Source organism: Ekhidna sp., assembly GCF_040223195.1.
Taxonomy (GTDB): domain Bacteria; phylum Bacteroidota; class Bacteroidia; order Cytophagales; family Cyclobacteriaceae; genus Ekhidna.
Genome location: NZ_JAVKDX010000013.1, coordinates 16,479 through 32,079, shown reverse-complemented (window position 1 = coordinate 32,079; position 15,601 = coordinate 16,479). Strand labels below are relative to the sequence as shown.

At 43.4% G+C, this 15,601-nt stretch carries 16 protein-coding genes; 5 read left to right on the top strand and 11 right to left on the bottom strand.

Annotated elements, in window-relative coordinates:
• Window positions 1-2: 2 nt before the first annotated feature.
• Window positions 3-806, bottom strand: coding sequence for a helix-turn-helix domain-containing protein (locus RLN88_RS06375; RefSeq protein ID WP_350220551.1), 804 nt, complete (start codon window positions 804-806; stop codon window positions 3-5).
• A 276-nt stretch (window positions 807-1,082) separates the two neighbouring features.
• Between RLN88_RS06375 and RLN88_RS06370 the strand changes: the two genes are divergently transcribed.
• Genes RLN88_RS06370 through RLN88_RS06350 form a run of 5 tightly spaced genes read left to right on the top strand, consistent with a single transcriptional unit; the run spans window position 1,083 to window position 5,125 of the window.
• On the top strand, window positions 1,083-1,820 hold the full coding sequence (locus tag RLN88_RS06370; RefSeq protein WP_350220550.1) for an electron transfer flavoprotein subunit beta/FixA family protein: 738 nt from the start codon (window positions 1,083-1,085) through the stop codon (window positions 1,818-1,820).
• Window positions 1,821-1,822: 2 nt separating this feature from the next.
• The gene (locus RLN88_RS06365) at window positions 1,823-2,773 is read left to right on the top strand and encodes an electron transfer flavoprotein subunit alpha/FixB family protein (RefSeq protein WP_350220549.1); all 951 of its coding nucleotides are present in this window, start codon (window positions 1,823-1,825) and stop codon (window positions 2,771-2,773) included.
• A complete protein-coding gene (locus tag RLN88_RS06360) occupies window positions 2,773-3,354 on the top strand; it encodes a bifunctional nuclease family protein (protein WP_350220548.1) in 582 nt (193 codons plus the stop codon). Before RLN88_RS06365 ends, RLN88_RS06360 begins: the two co-directional genes overlap by 1 nt.
• Before the next feature lie 2 nt (window positions 3,355-3,356).
• Window positions 3,357-4,667, top strand: coding sequence for a NupC/NupG family nucleoside CNT transporter (locus RLN88_RS06355; protein ID WP_350220547.1), 1,311 nt, complete (start codon window positions 3,357-3,359; stop codon window positions 4,665-4,667).
• 2 nt (window positions 4,668-4,669) lie between these two features.
• Entirely contained in the window at window positions 4,670-5,125 is a 456-nt protein-coding gene (locus RLN88_RS06350) for an FKBP-type peptidyl-prolyl cis-trans isomerase (protein WP_350220546.1), read from the top strand.
• A gap of 33 nt (window positions 5,126-5,158) precedes the next feature.
• Here the strand turns inward: RLN88_RS06350 and RLN88_RS06345 are convergent, their stop codons facing one another.
• The 10 genes from RLN88_RS06345 to RLN88_RS06300 all read right to left on the bottom strand — a co-directional run bounded on the left by RLN88_RS06345 (window position 5,159) and on the right by RLN88_RS06300 (window position 15,436).
• Window positions 5,159-6,457, bottom strand: a complete 1,299-nt coding sequence (locus RLN88_RS06345) for a hypothetical protein (protein WP_350220545.1) — start codon at window positions 6,455-6,457, stop codon at window positions 5,159-5,161.
• Window positions 6,423-6,959: a hypothetical protein gene (locus RLN88_RS06340; protein WP_350220544.1), complete on the bottom strand. Its 537-nt coding sequence runs from the start codon at window positions 6,957-6,959 to the stop codon at window positions 6,423-6,425. Before RLN88_RS06340 ends, RLN88_RS06345 begins: the two co-directional genes overlap by 35 nt.
• Window positions 6,949-7,479, bottom strand: a complete 531-nt coding sequence (locus RLN88_RS06335; protein ID WP_350220543.1) for an RNA polymerase sigma factor — start codon at window positions 7,477-7,479, stop codon at window positions 6,949-6,951. The genes RLN88_RS06340 and RLN88_RS06335 overlap by 11 nt, the downstream gene beginning before the upstream one ends.
• Before the next feature lie 133 nt (window positions 7,480-7,612).
• Window positions 7,613-9,229: a phosphoenolpyruvate carboxykinase (ATP) gene (gene pckA / locus RLN88_RS06330; RefSeq protein ID WP_350220542.1), complete on the bottom strand. Its 1,617-nt coding sequence runs from the start codon at window positions 9,227-9,229 to the stop codon at window positions 7,613-7,615.
• A gap of 76 nt (window positions 9,230-9,305) precedes the next feature.
• Window positions 9,306-10,793 (bottom strand): sodium:solute symporter family protein, encoded by a 1,488-nt coding sequence (locus RLN88_RS06325; RefSeq protein ID WP_350220541.1) that lies wholly within the window; start codon window positions 10,791-10,793, stop codon window positions 9,306-9,308.
• A 27-nt stretch (window positions 10,794-10,820) separates the two neighbouring features.
• Window positions 10,821-11,417 (bottom strand): hypothetical protein, encoded by a 597-nt coding sequence (locus RLN88_RS06320; protein ID WP_350220540.1) that lies wholly within the window; start codon window positions 11,415-11,417, stop codon window positions 10,821-10,823.
• A 327-nt stretch (window positions 11,418-11,744) separates the two neighbouring features.
• Window positions 11,745-12,389: an FMN-binding negative transcriptional regulator gene (locus RLN88_RS06315; RefSeq protein WP_350220539.1), complete on the bottom strand. Its 645-nt coding sequence runs from the start codon at window positions 12,387-12,389 to the stop codon at window positions 11,745-11,747.
• A 429-nt stretch (window positions 12,390-12,818) separates the two neighbouring features.
• Entirely contained in the window at window positions 12,819-13,346 is a 528-nt protein-coding gene (locus RLN88_RS06310; RefSeq protein ID WP_350220538.1) for a DUF6680 family protein, read from the bottom strand.
• A 148-nt stretch (window positions 13,347-13,494) separates the two neighbouring features.
• Window positions 13,495-15,126 carry a chaperonin GroEL gene (groL, locus tag RLN88_RS06305; RefSeq protein ID WP_350220537.1) on the bottom strand — a complete coding sequence of 544 codons (1,632 nt, stop codon included), beginning with the start codon at window positions 15,124-15,126 and terminating at the stop codon, window positions 13,495-13,497.
• Window positions 15,127-15,157: 31 nt separating this feature from the next.
• Window positions 15,158-15,436, bottom strand: a complete 279-nt coding sequence (locus RLN88_RS06300) for a co-chaperone GroES (RefSeq protein WP_350220536.1) — start codon at window positions 15,434-15,436, stop codon at window positions 15,158-15,160.
• Window positions 15,437-15,601: the final 165 nt, after the last annotated feature.

Here is a 15,601-nt window from a genome sequence, read left to right as displayed (position 1 = left end):
TTTTAGCTGTTTAATCGTTCAGACTTGATGAATTCCATTCCTTTGAACAGAAGGATGATCTCCAAGATGGTTGCCGGTATCAACATGAGATAACCTAACCAAAAGAGAAAGACCAGGACAAAAAAGACACCTACGGCAATCTCAAAACCTCCCGCGACTTTTGCCAGCTGACCCATTCCATCCTGAAGTCGCATCAAGCCCACACCAAAGATGATAGCCACCGCACCCACACAGATCGACTCACCAGCTCCCAATGTCAGTAGGTTGGTCTCGCTCATTTCATAAAAGATGCTAAAAATGTCGAAGAAGGTAATTATTGCAAAAAGACCGATTAGCAGAAATCCTGATATTTTCAGCAGGTAGTTTGAAAAGTAGTCCCCAAGTTTAACCATTCCATAAATGAAAAATAAATAGGAGAAAAAGTAACCCAACTTTACCGCTATGAAAAAGCCGATAGATTCCACTTCATATAAATTTTCCAGGCGTTCGTACTCAAGTACAGTGTCAAGAAATCCCAAAATGAAATATACAATACCGGAAATCCATGCGACCTGAAGCCAGGATTCTACAGATCGGAGATAATTATCCGGTCTGGTCGTTTGGATGGTGCTCTTAAAGCTTTCGAAATCTGCGTCCAGGGCAGAAAGCAGAATCTTAACGGTTGATGTCCGTGGAGTCACTTCGCCAGACTCAATTCGCTGGATCGTACGCACGCTTACATTGCACGCTTCTACCAGTTCTTCCTGTGTTAGGTTTTTTTGCCGCCTAAGATCTGCCAGTCTCTGTCCGAGTTCGGGTTGTTTCATGATTGTTTTTTTCTGCAATGCTATTTGGAAACCGGGCTTACCAGCAAATAATCACGTTGCAATATACCCGTCATTTGCCCGTCATTGACTTGAGTCGGCCAGTTAAAGTAAAAACCTGAATATCCGAATGTGTCACAGCACGATCAGATTTTAAGAAAAGGGCTCTTTAGAAGCTTCCCAAATTCGGCATAATTGCTAACTTCGAGGTTCGAAAAATTGGGAGTAGTTGAACCGATTGACCTCTCGCTTGTTTCTTTTTAAAACACTCGATTATAAATGAAGATATTAGTTTGTATTACGCATGTGCCTGATACCACATCACGCATTGCTTTCACTGACGGTGACACCAAATTTGACAAAAATGGTGTTCAGTTTATCATTGGCCCATACGACGATTATGCCTTAGCCCGAGCGGTGGAATTGAAGGAACAGTCTGGTGGCAGCATCACTGTATTGAACGTGGGCGAGGCAGAAACAGAGCCAACCATCCGAAAAGCTTTGGCGATTGGTGCCGATGATGCGATCCGTGTGAATGCTTTTCCTGAGGACGCCTTGTTTGTTGCAAAACAAATAGCAGCTGTGGCGAAGGATGGCGGATATGATTTGATTTTGATGGGGCGAGAGTCCATCGATTTCAATGGCGGCCAGGTTCATAGTATGGTTGGAGAGTTGTTGGGCATACCATCACTTTCTCCGGTTATGACATTGGATGTAGACGGTAATTCTGCAAAGATTACACGGGAAATAGAAGGCGGCAAAGAGTATATGGAACTACCTCTGCCTTTCGTGGCAGGATGTCAGGAGCCCATTGCTGAATGGAAGATTCCGAATATGAGAGGGATCATGAGCGCAAGAACCAAGCCTTTGGAGGTGAAGGAGCCTACAGGTGACGCTCCAAAAACCAAGGTGAGCAAATTTGAATTGCCACCAGCAAAAGGTTCGGTGAAGTTGGTAGAGCCGGACAATATGGATGAACTAGTTAATTTATTGAAGAACGAAGCAAAAGTTATATAACAATGGCAGCATTAGCATTTGTAGAAACTGACGAAGGAAAAGTAAAGAAATCATCGCTTGAGGCTGTAAGCTATGCCCATGCCGTGGCAGGAGATGTGACGGCTATTATATTTGGCAATGTCTCCGATATGGACGAAATAGGTAAGGCTGGAGCGAGCAAGGTATTACATGTGACAGACGAGAAGCTAGCATCACCCAATATTATGGCTTATGCTTCGACCATTGCTGAGGCCATGAAGAAAGAAGCTGCTAACCTCTTAGTTCTGGCAAAGAGCTCTCTAGGAGATCCGGTTTCAGCACGAGTATCTATTAAAGTGGATGCAGCGCTGGCTTCTAATGTGACAGATTTACCTAACACATCGGGAGGGTATTCCGTTAAAAAGAGCATTTATACAGGCAAAGCTTTCGCAAATACCAGTCTTGAAGGCGATAAGAAAATTATCATCATTAAGAAAAATGCAATTGCCATAAAAGAAGATGGTAGTGCACCTCAGGTTGAGACTTTCTCTCCAACCATTAATGATTCTGACTTCACAGTAAAAACGACTAAAACTGAGAAAGCAGAGGGGGATATCCTTCTTCCGGAAGCTGACCTGGTAGTATCGGGAGGACGAGGGCTTAAGGGCCCTGAAAACTGGGGAATGATTGAAGAGCTGGCTAAGGCACTTGGCGCTGCAACGGGATGTAGCAAACCAGTTTCCGATATGGACTGGAGACCGCACCATGAGCACGTAGGCCAGACTGGTATCAAAGTGAGTCCTTCTCTTTATATTGCTATAGGAATTTCAGGAGCAATTCAGCATTTGGCGGGGGTGAACTCTTCCAAGTACATTCTTGTGATCAATAAAGATCCGGAAGCTCCATTCTTCAAGGCAGCAGATTACGGAGTGGTTGGTGATGCTTTTGAAGTGGTTCCAAAACTTACAGAAGCAATCAAGAAGGCGCAGGGTTAATGGCCGATGACAAAATAAAGTTAGAGATTTTGGGGCTGTCTTCCAGTCAGTCCCAATCAGGCTCTTTCGCACTGGTGCTGGGCGAAGCAGGAGGCAACAGACGTCTTCCTATCATTATTGGCATGTTTGAGGCTCAGGCCATTGCTATTGAGATCGAGAAGATCGTGCCCAACAGACCTATGACCCATGACTTGTTCAAAGCCTTTTCCCACAACTTTGATATTTCCATCAAGGAAGTGTACATCTCAGATTTGAAGGAAGGTGTTTTCTTCGCACGTATCATTTGTGAGCATAATGGTAAAATCTTTGAGATTGATTCCAGGCCTTCTGATGCAATTGCAATTGGGTTAAGGTTCAATGTAGATTTCTACACCAATGAAAATATCCTGACTGAAGCGGGAATTGTACTCACAGATGAATACGAGGAAGAGATCGTTCACAAAGAGGTCACTAAACCTTCCAAAACCAATCTTGAAGATTTATCGTCAAGCGAGTTGGAAAAACTCTTGAATGAAGCGCTTGATAAAGAAGACTATGAAAAGGCTGCTCGAATCCGGGATGTGCTGAACAAGCGTAACTAAGCATGGAATACCTAAGAGGAATAGCCGGATTGATAGGCCTTGTGGCCATTGCGTGGGCCCTTTCCGGCAATAGAAGACAAGTGGATTTTCGGCTTGTCGGAATCGGTATTGCCATCCAGGTGATTATCGGTTTGATGATCGCCAATGTAGACTTCATCAATCAACTTTTCTCTTGGATGAGTGCGGGATTTGTGAAGTTCCTCAATTTCGGTCTTAAAGGCGCTGAATTTCTGTATGGGGATCTAGCAAAAAATAGCGAAGCAGTCAATGCCAGACACAATCTTGGCTTTCTGTTTGTCTTTCAGGCACTCCCAACAGTGATTTTCTTCTCAGCAGTAACGGCAGGGCTCTATTACCTGGGAATCTTACAAAAAGTAGTGTACGGGTTTGCATGGATCATGGCCAAAACTATGAGACTATCAGGAGCTGAGAGCTTATCAGCAGCCGGCAATATCTTTCTTGGACAAACAGAAGCTCCATTATTAGTTCGTCCTTTTATTGGCAAGATGACTTCCTCGGAGTTGAACTGTCTCATGACAGGGGGCATGGCAACTATTGCGGGGAGTGTGCTTGGTGCTTATGTTTCTTTTTTGGGCGGAGGTGACCCGGCTCAGCAGCAGGTTTTTGCTACTTACCTGCTTAGCGCCTCTATTATGAATGCCCCTGCCGCGATTGTCATGGCCAAAATCTTTCTGCCTGAAACCGAGCCGGAAAAAATTGATGGCAGCCTGCGCGTGAATAAAGAAAATATTGGGGTAAACCTGGTGGATGCTCTGGCAAGGGGAGCTTCTGACGGAGTGAAACTTGCAATAAACATAGCCGGGATGCTCCTTGCGTTTATCGCTGTAATTTTCGCATTAAACTGGATTTTGGTGGATGGAATTGGAGCGTGGTTTGGCCTCAATGAATTTGTGGTACAAAGCACGGATGGAGCATTTGAAGGATTTTCCCTTCAATACATTTTGGGTCAAATATTTAGGGTGTTTGCCTTCATCATGGGTGTGGATTGGGCGGAGACGATCAAGGTGGGGAGTTTACTTGGGCAGAAGACTGTAATCAATGAGTTTGTGGCATATCTGAGCCTGGCAGATATGAAATCTGCTGGTCTTTTGTCTGAAAAATCAATAATAATTTCTACATACGCACTTTGTGGATTTGCAAATTTTAGTTCTATAGCCATTCAGATTGGAGGCATTGGGGGCATGGCTCCAACTCGTCAGGCCGACCTATCCCGGCTGGGATTGAGGGCTCTGGTAGCAGCTACTTTAGCAACTATGATGACAGCAACCATTGCAGGGGCATTATTTGGATAAATATGAAGCAAATTGGAATTCTTTTCTTTTTAATGTTTATTCTTTTTGGATGCAAAAAGGATGATGGATTATCAGCTCAGGAGCAGTTTGAGATCGATTTGGAAATGATTGATGCCTATCTGGATGAAAATGATATTCAAGCGGATGTTCACGAAAGTGGAATTCGCTATGTGACGAATGTTGAAGGTGGTGGAATCTCTCCGGGAGTAACTGACAATGTTACTGTGAAGTATAAAGGAACACTTTTTGATGGAACGGTATTCGATCAAAACCCATCAATATCTTTTAATCTAAGTGGTCTTATTCCAGCCTGGCAAATTATGATTCCTGAGATGAATGTAGGAGGCAAAATTACCATGTATGCCCCTTCAGGGTATTGCTATGGTACCAGAGGGTCTGGCTCAATACCACCAAATACAAATCTCATTTTTGAGGTGGAATTGCTAAGTGTAAATTGATCCATCAGCATGTACTGATGGATCATGAGAGGGTTAGTTTAACCTCACATCAACCTCATATCCCTTTACAGTTATTTTTACCGGAGTGGTAGTTTTAATTTTTGAGTGGGCTTCTACCTCAAGCCGGTCATCCGCTTTGATGTATCGCTTAATATCAACTCCCGACTCATCGTACTCCACCTTGCCGTATTTGATATCAGTCAGCAGTACAAATGACCGGTCATCGGTATCAATGATCGAGTCAATGTATTTACCATCAATGTTGATGCTTGTAGCCGAAGCACCAATCTCCTCAATCTCTATCTCATCTTCATAGGCCGCAAGGTCCAGGCTGCCGGCCAGTCTTCCTATTTTATGATTCCCATATTTGGAGTTCAGGCTTTTGAAAGTATGTACCAGGCCAAGTTCGGTTTCGTCTTCATAGGATTGATCAAAGAGAATGTTGCCCACCTTGTCTATATCAAAGCTGCAGTACTTGCTGTTTTCCAGTCGGATTTTACCGATTTCCTTTGCTTCAATATCCACCTCATAGAGCGTCATTTCAGCTTCACTTAGCTCATTGGTGATTTCAATTTCACCGTATTTCAGGTCGCCGCTCAGTTGCTCGGCGGTACCTATTTGAATGTCTGACTCATAGGAAACGAATTCCAGGTTTCCGCATGATTTCAGATCAAGGTCTGAGTATTTGGTGTTGATTGTCAATTCATCGATGGTACCCACATTTAGCTTCTGCTCATAAATTTCCATCTTGGCTGTCCCTATGCTTTGAATGGTGGCTGATCCATACTTAAGGTTCATATTCGCCTTCCTTATGGTGCCAGCTTCCAACTCACCGGAATATTGGGACAGCTCCACCTGATCAAAAGTGCCAATCAGTCGCATATCTTCATAGGAGTTAGCAATCACGTACTTGTTGTTTCCTGGTGCTTTAATCTTATAGCTGATCTTGAGTTCATCATCTCCGTAGGAGAGAATAATACCAACATTTCTGCTTCCAATTTGGATTTTATTAGGCTCATCTAGCCTGGTATCAATCTTCAATTCTGTGCTGCTCTTGATAATATTGTCTTTGACATGCTGATCAAACTCATCCAGAAATTTCTGGACTTTGTCAGTGATTTTTCCATCAAACCGCACAGTAGCCTCAATTTCCACTTCGTTCTTGTCCCAGGATTCGACTGTAAGCTCCGTGTACTTTGCCTGAATGTTTATAAGGTCTGAGGAGGAGACGCTTACTTTTACGCTTGCTGTTCTAGTTTCTCCGTCTTTATCGCTGGCTTGTAGCACCGTAGTAAAACTACAGGCTAACGCTATTAGTATTAGTTTCTTCATCGTTTTTGAATTTATTGGTCCTTTGTATTTCGAGTTCTAGTTTTTTCAATAGTCTGATTTTCTTTTCGTAATAATCCATCAGCACCTCCACTAGCTGTTGTTCATTAATTTTTCCAATATCCTTTCGGTAGAGTGTATTGATTTCATCGAGTGTTTTCAGCTCCTCAAAAATCCATGTATAGTCTTCCTGAGATTTTGCTTGCTCTATCGGAATACTGGATTCGATGGAATTTACCTGTGAGATGTAGTCATTCTCAATCGATCGATATTTCTCTGAAATGTCACCGAGGGAAGCCAAATGCTCTACTTCATTTTGAAGCGAGATATTGTGAATGAGAAGCCCCACCGAGGTAGTAATAAACACTACCGCAGCTACCTTCCACCAGGATATACCTTTCGGTTCCTGTTTCCATTTCTTGCGTATGCCATCCCACAATTCGGCCGGTGGAGTTTCGATATCCAACTCATCTTTCCTTTTTTTTATCAAGTCTTCAATATTCATAGTGATGTTGAAGTTTAGTTTTCAATAATTTCTTCGCGTGCCTAAACTGGGTCTTTGAGGTTGACTCTGTGATACCCAGCTGATCCGCAATTTCCTTGTGTTTGAATCCTTCAATAAGGTGTAAACACAGTACCGTTCTGCATCCATCAGGTAACTCTTTTATTGCTTCATGCAATGTTTTGTTGTCTACCAGCTTTTCTTCGATCTCCTCATTCTCCAGATCAGCCTGTTCTTCAATGTTCTCAAAGTGATACTGCCTCTTCCTTACATGCTCGAGCCCTGTATTTACTACAATCCGCTTCAGCCATCCTGCGAAAGCCATTGGCTCTTCCAGGTCATGGATTTTTCTAAATGCCCTGACGAACGCCTCCTGTAGCAAATCTTTTGCTATCTCGGTATCATTCGTCATTCGTGTCAGTGTGCTGTACATGGCCTTTGAATAGCTGCTATACAAATTGAAAGCCGCCAATTCGTTTCCATTCTTCAGTTGATTGATCCAAACAATTTGAGTTTCCGTCACAGGTTATTGGCGTTTTCTATGGGTAGGATGGAGGGTGTGATTTAAAGGTTGTATGAAGTTAGAATATTTAGGCATAAAAAAACCCTGATCTGCCAACCGGCGGATCAGGGTTTTGAATTCATTTATTTGATTACTATTTATACCTTTCGTTTGGTTTAGGTGCTCCGGCCATGATCTCATCATTGGCAAACTCTTCAAACTTCTTGAAGTTTTCCACGAATCTTGACGCAAGGTCATTTGCTTTTTGGTAAAACCCTTTGTCGTTTTTCCAGGTCTCTCTTGGACTCAAAATTTCGCTTGGCACATCCGGACAAGTAGTTGGGATCTCCGCCCCGAAGATGGAGTGAGTTCTATAGCCAACATTGTCAAGTTTGCCATTAAGCGCGGCTGTGATCATAGCCCTGGTATATTTCAGGCTAATCCTATTCCCAACTCCGTAAGGACCACCTGTCCATCCGGTGTTTACCAGCCACACGTTTACTTCATGCTTGTCCATTTTCTCACCTAGCATCTCTGCGTATTTAGTTGGGTGAAGAGGAAGGAATGGCGCTCCAAAACATGCTGAGAATACCGGCTCTGGTTCTGTTACTCCAGCTTCAGTTCCAGCTACCTTAGATGTATAGCCTGAAATGAAGTGGTACATTGCCTGGCCTTTGTTCAGTCGCTGAATAGGAGGGATCACCCCAAATGCATCACATGTAAGGAAGAAAATGTTTTTTGGAATGCCACCAATTGAAGGCTCCATTGCATTTCTGATGTGGTGAAGCGGATAGGAAGCTCTGGTGTTTTCAGTTACAGAAGAGTTTTCGTAATCTACTTCTCTTGTTCCTTCTTTGAATCTAGTGTTTTCAAGGATTGCTCCGTATCGGATAGCGTCATAGATATCCGGCTCTTTTTCTTGTGTCAGATCGATCACTTTCGCATAGCATCCACCTTCAAAGTTGAATACATTTTTTTCTGTCCAGCCGTGCTCATCATCACCGATCAGCAAGCGGTTTGGATCTGCAGATAGGGTCGTCTTGCCCGTTCCGGATAGGCCGAAGAAGATGGCAGTATCTCTTTCTTCAATGCCCATGTTTGCAGAGCAGTGCATGCTCAGTACATTTTGCTCATGAGGTAGCATGTAGTTCAGCACCGAGAAAATCCCTTTTTTCATTTCACCTGAGTAAGCGGTTCCCCCGATCAGGATCATTCGCTTGGTGAAATTGATGATGGCAAAGTTCGACTGTCGGGTACCGTCTACTGCAGGATCGGCTTCAAATTCAGGTACACAAAGGATTGTGAAATTTGGATCAAATTCCTGAAGTTTGTAAGCGTCTGGTCGCAAAAACATGTTGTAAGCAAACAGGTTATGCCAAGCCATCGTGTTGATCACCCTCACTCTCAGTCTGTGCGTTTTGTCCGCTCCAGCGTATGCTTCTCTCACATACACCTTCTTATCCTCGATAAACTTCACCATCTTCTTATAAAGCTTGTCGAAGTTCTCCTCAGAGAATGGAATATTGACATTGCCCCACCAAACTGAATCTTTGGTGTTTGCATCCTCCACCACAAATCTGTCTTTTGGAGATCTGCCGGTAAATTTTCCGGTATCACACATTAATGCACCTGTGGAAGTAAGTACACCTTCACCTCGCTTCAAAGTTTCTTCAATAAGCTCAGACTGGCTTAGGTTCCAATGAGCCTCTTTTACTTTGATACCCAGGTTAGAAAGATCGCTTTTGGTCGATTTTACGCCGTATTCTTGCATTTTATAATAGGGATATTGATGAATAATAAACCCGCTTTTCAGCCGAGCTAAAACGTTTGCGCGAAGTTACTCGAACTCAGTCTTTCTCGAAAAAAGGATCGACTATTTCTTTCGGTGTTGGCTTGGTTAATAAGCTCACGACCACCAATGCAACAATAGAAGTAATCAATGCAGGGATGGCCACCATCTTGGAATCATACGGGAAAGAGATGATCCCCAGATCAGCAATTACCCCAAATCTGTTCATCACTTCTATAATCACAACTGACAGCATTCCCGCCAGTATCGAGGCAACACCTCCCTGCTTGGTCACCCGCTTCCAAAAGAAGGTAGCAAGAAGTGGTGGAGCTAGAGCTGCTCCAATCATGGTATAGGAGATAAATGCCATAGACAGGATTTCTTCAAACTGAGTCATGATCAGGTAAGCAATGAATCCTAGGATGACAATGGCGCTTCGTTGGATTAAAAGCTTAGTTTTGTCAGATGCTCCTTTGATGAAATATTTTTCCAGGATATCCCGTGAGAGGTTAGTTGAGGTTACCATCAGGAATGTGTTTCCGGTGGAAAGAATGATAGCTGCCCCACCTGCAAAGAGGAGAGAGCCCACAAATGCAGGAAGCTGTTCAAACCCAATGCGCAAAATAATTTCTTCGGACATAGGAGCATTAACTGACCCATCAGGCATGAAGAACCGTGGATCGTGCGCATAGATCGCAAAACCAACTACTGCCAAAAGACACATTAGAAACTCGATTCCTACTACACCGATAAACATCCCCATCACGGCTTTCTTTGCGGACTTGGCGTCCTTAGCCGAGGAGAATTTTTGGTAAACGCTACTTTCACTTAAAAGTAGAATGAGCGTTGGCAGCATAATCCCAATGTACCACATCGGCTCATGACCTTCTGTGATGGATAGGTGATCAGGGCTCACTTCGTTGATAGTGTTTACCACATTGTCCCAACCACCAAAACCGGAGATGGCAAAGGGTACGGCGAGAATGATAGCCGTAATCATAATGATACCGTTGAAGATATCGATGGAAACGATGGAGACCATCCCTGCCAGGGCAGTAAAGGCGATGATGATGAGGAAAGTAATGAATGTGCCTTGCTCTACGGAAATTCCTCCTTCGGTTAGGATGGAAAGAAACCTACCGCCTCCCTTGAACTGGTAGCCGGCTATAATTAAATAGGCGACTATGATCGTAATGGTGCCAAGGAGCCGTGCAAGCGGGGAGTAGCGCTTCTCCAGAATGTCTGTGAGGGTGTACTGGGAGATTCTTCGCACCCGAGCTGCAATGAAATAAACAGCTAAAATTCCGATCCATGCGCCTAAAGAAAACCACAATTCCGAAAACCCAACCTGAAAAGTAAGCCCTGCGGTTCCGAACAGACTTCCTGATCCAATCCAGGTAGTGACCAGCGTGCCAACTAAAAGGTATACCGGCACGTTCCTTCCGGCCACCACAAAATCTTCTTCATTTTTTACGCCCCGGCTTTTGTAGATAATGATTCCAGCGAGGATTAAAATGTATCCAATGGTTACTATCAGGTAGGTCATGATGTCTATTTAAAATAAGCCGCCAATTTAGTCATTATCGGATTCAGAACCTGAGCCAGCTCCGTCATTATCATAGGTATCAAATAGCAGTTTTAGTTTATCCTGAAGATCACCGGCCGCACTGTTCATCACGTTGAGGCTATAATAAAAAGAAAGGGCCGTATTGTAGGGAGGTATTTCATCCATCTGTGTGATGTGTTGTCCCATATTCTGATAAAAGGATGAAGTGAATTCGGTATAAAACTCCTGAGTATGATAGATATCCGCAGCATCCAATAGAAACTGCTGGTCAAGTGCATTGATGGCCTTGTTGTTTTGAGCAATATTCCAGGCAGAATTGGCCAGCAGTTCAAAACCATAGTTAAAGGATACGTTGGTGATATCATCCGGATTGAGGCGTACCAATGAATCGATGTAATTGTAGAAATCCTTATTCATATACATGGTGCTGTCTATCCTGGCGTAGTTGTTTCTACATTCCAAAAGAATAGATTTTTTGAGGGTCTTTGCATCCTTTTCAAGGTCGATTGATTGCTTGTAGGAATTGAGCCCTAGTGCTAATAACACAGCAAAGACAATGGATAGAAACTCGAAAGCGATTTGGGTGAGTGCCTTTTTCTTCATTCAACTAAAATAAGAAAATGAAGTGATTTTGGCTTTTATGGAAGGGTAAGAATTGATGTGTCATGCTGAGTGCAACGAAGCATCTCTTCTTCTTTATAGATTCTTCGCTTTGCTCAGAATGACATTTTGACTTTAACTAATCCTTCGAATACAAATCTTTCAGCCTTTGTTGGTGTTTTTCACCAACAAACATATGAATCAAGGATGATCAAGCCAGTCGGTTTTCAATTGTCTATGCTTCGATAAACTCAGCATGACAAGGAATGAGGTGCTTAGCGTTGATTGTTACCCTGAGTGCGACGAAGGAGCGTATCGAAGGGCAGACAATCAGAGTAATCCATCCGGATACAAATCCTTTGCCCGCTTTTCCATCTCAGCAGCAATCACCCTGCCATCTTCATCCTGATCCTTTAGCTTTTCGATGATTTGGTGATAGCTCTGCTCGTCCCGATCCTGGCTGAGCTTGAATACATTATCCAGCTTTGAGACCTCAATCTCAAATGCCACGATGGCTTTCATATACTTATCCAGAAAAGACTTAGACAGATTATCATAGACGGTAGGAGAGTGAGGGTTGTTGTTTTCAAAATGAAGTGAGGTCTTGCGAAGCATCTCTTCCAGTGCGGCTCCATCCAGAAAACGGATGGTGCCGTGTGCATGCACACTCATGTAGTTCCAGGTGGATGGTGTGTGCGGATCACTGTACCAGGTGCCACTGACATAGGTGTGATTCCCGGTGAACACCACCAGCACCTGGTCGTTGTGTAGGAAAGCCTTGTGGTGATCGGTGTTTTTCATAATGTGGCCACTGAGTATCTTCTTGCCATCCCGCTCTTCCATGAAAATGGGCACCTGGGTTGCCACCGGCTTGTTTGCCGCATCACACCCGGACAAAAAAGCAAACGGATGCTGCTCTATAAATTCTTTGATTACCTGTTCGCTTGGTTCTTTGTGATAGGGGAGATCGTACATGGTATTTATTTTGGGAGTGAAGATAGAATAGTTAGGAGAAATAGGACGCTGTTTAATCCTCATTTCCCTCTTGAGGGGGCTAGGGGGTGATCTATGCAAGAACCCTCCGCCAAGGTTTGTTTTTTATTAATCTTCTTTCTATTCGTGAGGATACGAGCCGAGGCTTGAGATCGGGGAAAACCTTTTGGAAAGTTTAAAACTTTCCAAAAGCTGAAGAAGAGCTCCATTGGAGAGAGATTCCTCGTTCCTCAGAGTTACATAACGGAGATTTGAATGGTTTGGAAAATGCTTCCTTAGCTCGGAGCGTCATTCCGGCATGGAGCCGGGAATCTTCATGGTTTAGGTTTGGCATCCTCGTTGCGTACGAGGACGAGATGGGGGGGTGAGATAAGGACACGAGCTAAAAGCTCGCACCAGCGAAGGTATTAATTACTTTTTAGCTTGTTTGGGTTTTTCTTCGCCTACGTTGTTGGTGAAGAAAACTGGAAAAGCGGCATTTCCAGATAAAATTGTTGCAAGTCCACGCCTAATTGCTTGTTGGTCAAGTTCTATATCTCCATGAGCTATTGGTGAATATGCTGTTCGTCGAAGCATAACCTTGTCAAACGTGTAATTCAAGGAAGTCCCCATTTCGTAAAGCAACTCGATGAATAGGTCATCATTTTTATCCATCCATGATGTTGATTTGGAATCCCCATTACTTAAATGGTCATGATAGTTTCTCCAAGCAGTAATTACGTGTTCATATCCTTTGCCATTAAACTCAATATCAATCATGTTTAGAGATTGAACATGTTCAATTGAGACTCGGGTTGCTCTAGTTGACATCAGCGTCTTAAAAAGTTCGAGTTTCCTCTCTTGTTCGTTTCTTGTTTGTTCAAGCCATTTCTGAATTTGAACCGCTGCAATTGGCCCTAGAATCACAGCTAGTGTCATTATAATGTCTTCATATTCCATTTAAGATCAATTTTACTAAGGTAGAGGTCTTGCCATAACATACCGAGTGAATTAGCCTTTCAAAGATACCTGTTTCTTCCTAATCGTATCTCCACAAAAAAGCCCCTCCAAAACTGGAGAGGCTCTCTATATCTAATCTGAACGTTCATTACATCATTCCGCCCATGCCACCACCTGGCATTGGAGGCATGCCTGCACCTTCTTTTTCCGGCTCTTCTGCCACTACACACTCGGTAGTGAGTAGGAGAGCAGCGATAGAGGCTGCATTCTCAAGCGCCAGTCTGGTCACCTTCGTAGGATCAATGATGCCAGCTTTGAACATGTTTACATACTCGCCATTTGCAGCGTTGAATCCGTAATCAGCTTTACCAGCCAATACTTGATTTACTACTACAGAAGCTTCGCCACCGGCATTTTCAACGATCGTTCTCAATGGAGACTGGATCGCATTTCTTACGATCGTCACACCAGTGTTTTGATCTTCGTTATCGAAAGTAAGCTTGTCCAGAGCAGCCATCGCTCTGATCAATGCCACACCTCCACCAGCTACGATACCTTCCTGTACAGCAGCTCGTGTCGCATGAAGGGCGTCATCCACTCGGTCTTTCTTCTCTTTCATCTCCACCTCGGTAGCAGCTCCTATGTAAAGGATGGCCACACCACCAGAAAGCTTGGCAAGACGCTCTTGTAGCTTTTCTTTGTCATAATCAGAAGTAGTGTTTTCGATTTGCTGCTTGATTTGATTTACTCGTGCAGTGATGTCAGCTTTTTTACCAGCACCGTTTACAATCGTCGTGTTGTCTTTATCGATGTTGATTTTCTCAGCTGTACCCAGGTAATCAAGCGTAGCATTTTCCAGTTTGTAACCTCTTTCTTCAGAGATCACAGTACCACCAGTCAGGATAGCAATATCCTCAAGCATGGCTTTTCTTCGGTCTCCGAAACCTGGTGCTTTTACAGCAGCAATTTTCAGTGATCCTCTGATTTTGTTTACTACCAATGTAGCAAGCGCTTCACCTTCTACATCTTCAGCGATGATCAATAAAGGTTTGCCAGTTTGAGCAGCAGCTTCCAGGATAGGAAGAAGCTCCTTCATGTTAGAAACCTTCTTATCATAGATCAGGATATAAGGATTGTCCAACTCAGCTTCCATTTTGTCCGTGTTGGTCACGAAGTATGGAGAAAGGTATCCTCTGTCAAACTGCATACCTTCTACGGTCTTCACTTCAGTCTCCGTGCCTTTTGCCTCTTCTACAGTGATTACACCGTCCTTGCCCACTTTGTCCATCGCATCAGCAATCATTTTACCGATTTCCTGATCGTTGTTGGCAGATACAGAAGCTACCTGAGCGATTTCTTCAGAAGTCTTGATGCCTTTGGACTGCTTCTTAAGGTTTTCAACTACTGCAGCGACTGCCTTGTCAATACCTCTTTTCAAGTCCATTGGGTTAGCACCTGCAGCCACGTTTTTGATGCCGTGACCGAAGATCGCCTGAGTAAGTACGGTAGCAGTAGTAGTACCGTCACCTGCATCATCAGCAGTTTTAGAAGCTACTTCTTTCACTAGCTGAGCACCCATGTTTTCGATTGGCTCTTTCAGCTCGATTTCTTTCGCTACAGAAACACCATCTTTCGTCACCGTAGGTGCACCAAATTTTTTGTCAAGGATGACATTTCTTCCCTTAGGTCCTAATGTTACTTTAACTGCGTCAGCAAGAATGTCCACACCTCTCTTGATGCTATCTCTTGCTTCGGTATTAAAGAATATATCTTTTGCCATGATTATTTATGATTTTCAGTTTTGTGATTAATTATATGATTCCGTAAATGTCTGATTCTTTCATGATCAGGAATTCTCTTCCTTCGATAGAGATCTCCGTTCCTGAATACTTACCATAAAGCACCTGGTCTCCGACTTTCACATTGATTGGTTCGTCTTTCTTACCAGTACCGATAGCGACAATCTTTCCTCGTTGAGGTTTTTCCTTTGCAGTGTCAGGAATGATGATTCCCGAAGCTGTTTTTTCTTCAGCCGCAGCAGGTTCTACCAGAACTCTGTCAGCAAGTGGTTTGAAATTTACTTTAGACATGTTATTGAAACGTTTAAGTTTTAGTTGAATTTCTATTTGACATTCTTATCATCATTTTGTGTGCCAAGTCATAGATGTCAGACTTCTTCATATGTTACTATGACATTTTTGCAGAAAGTACTGACAGGTTCCTCCAAAAACTGTATTTCGAGACTTGACAAACTG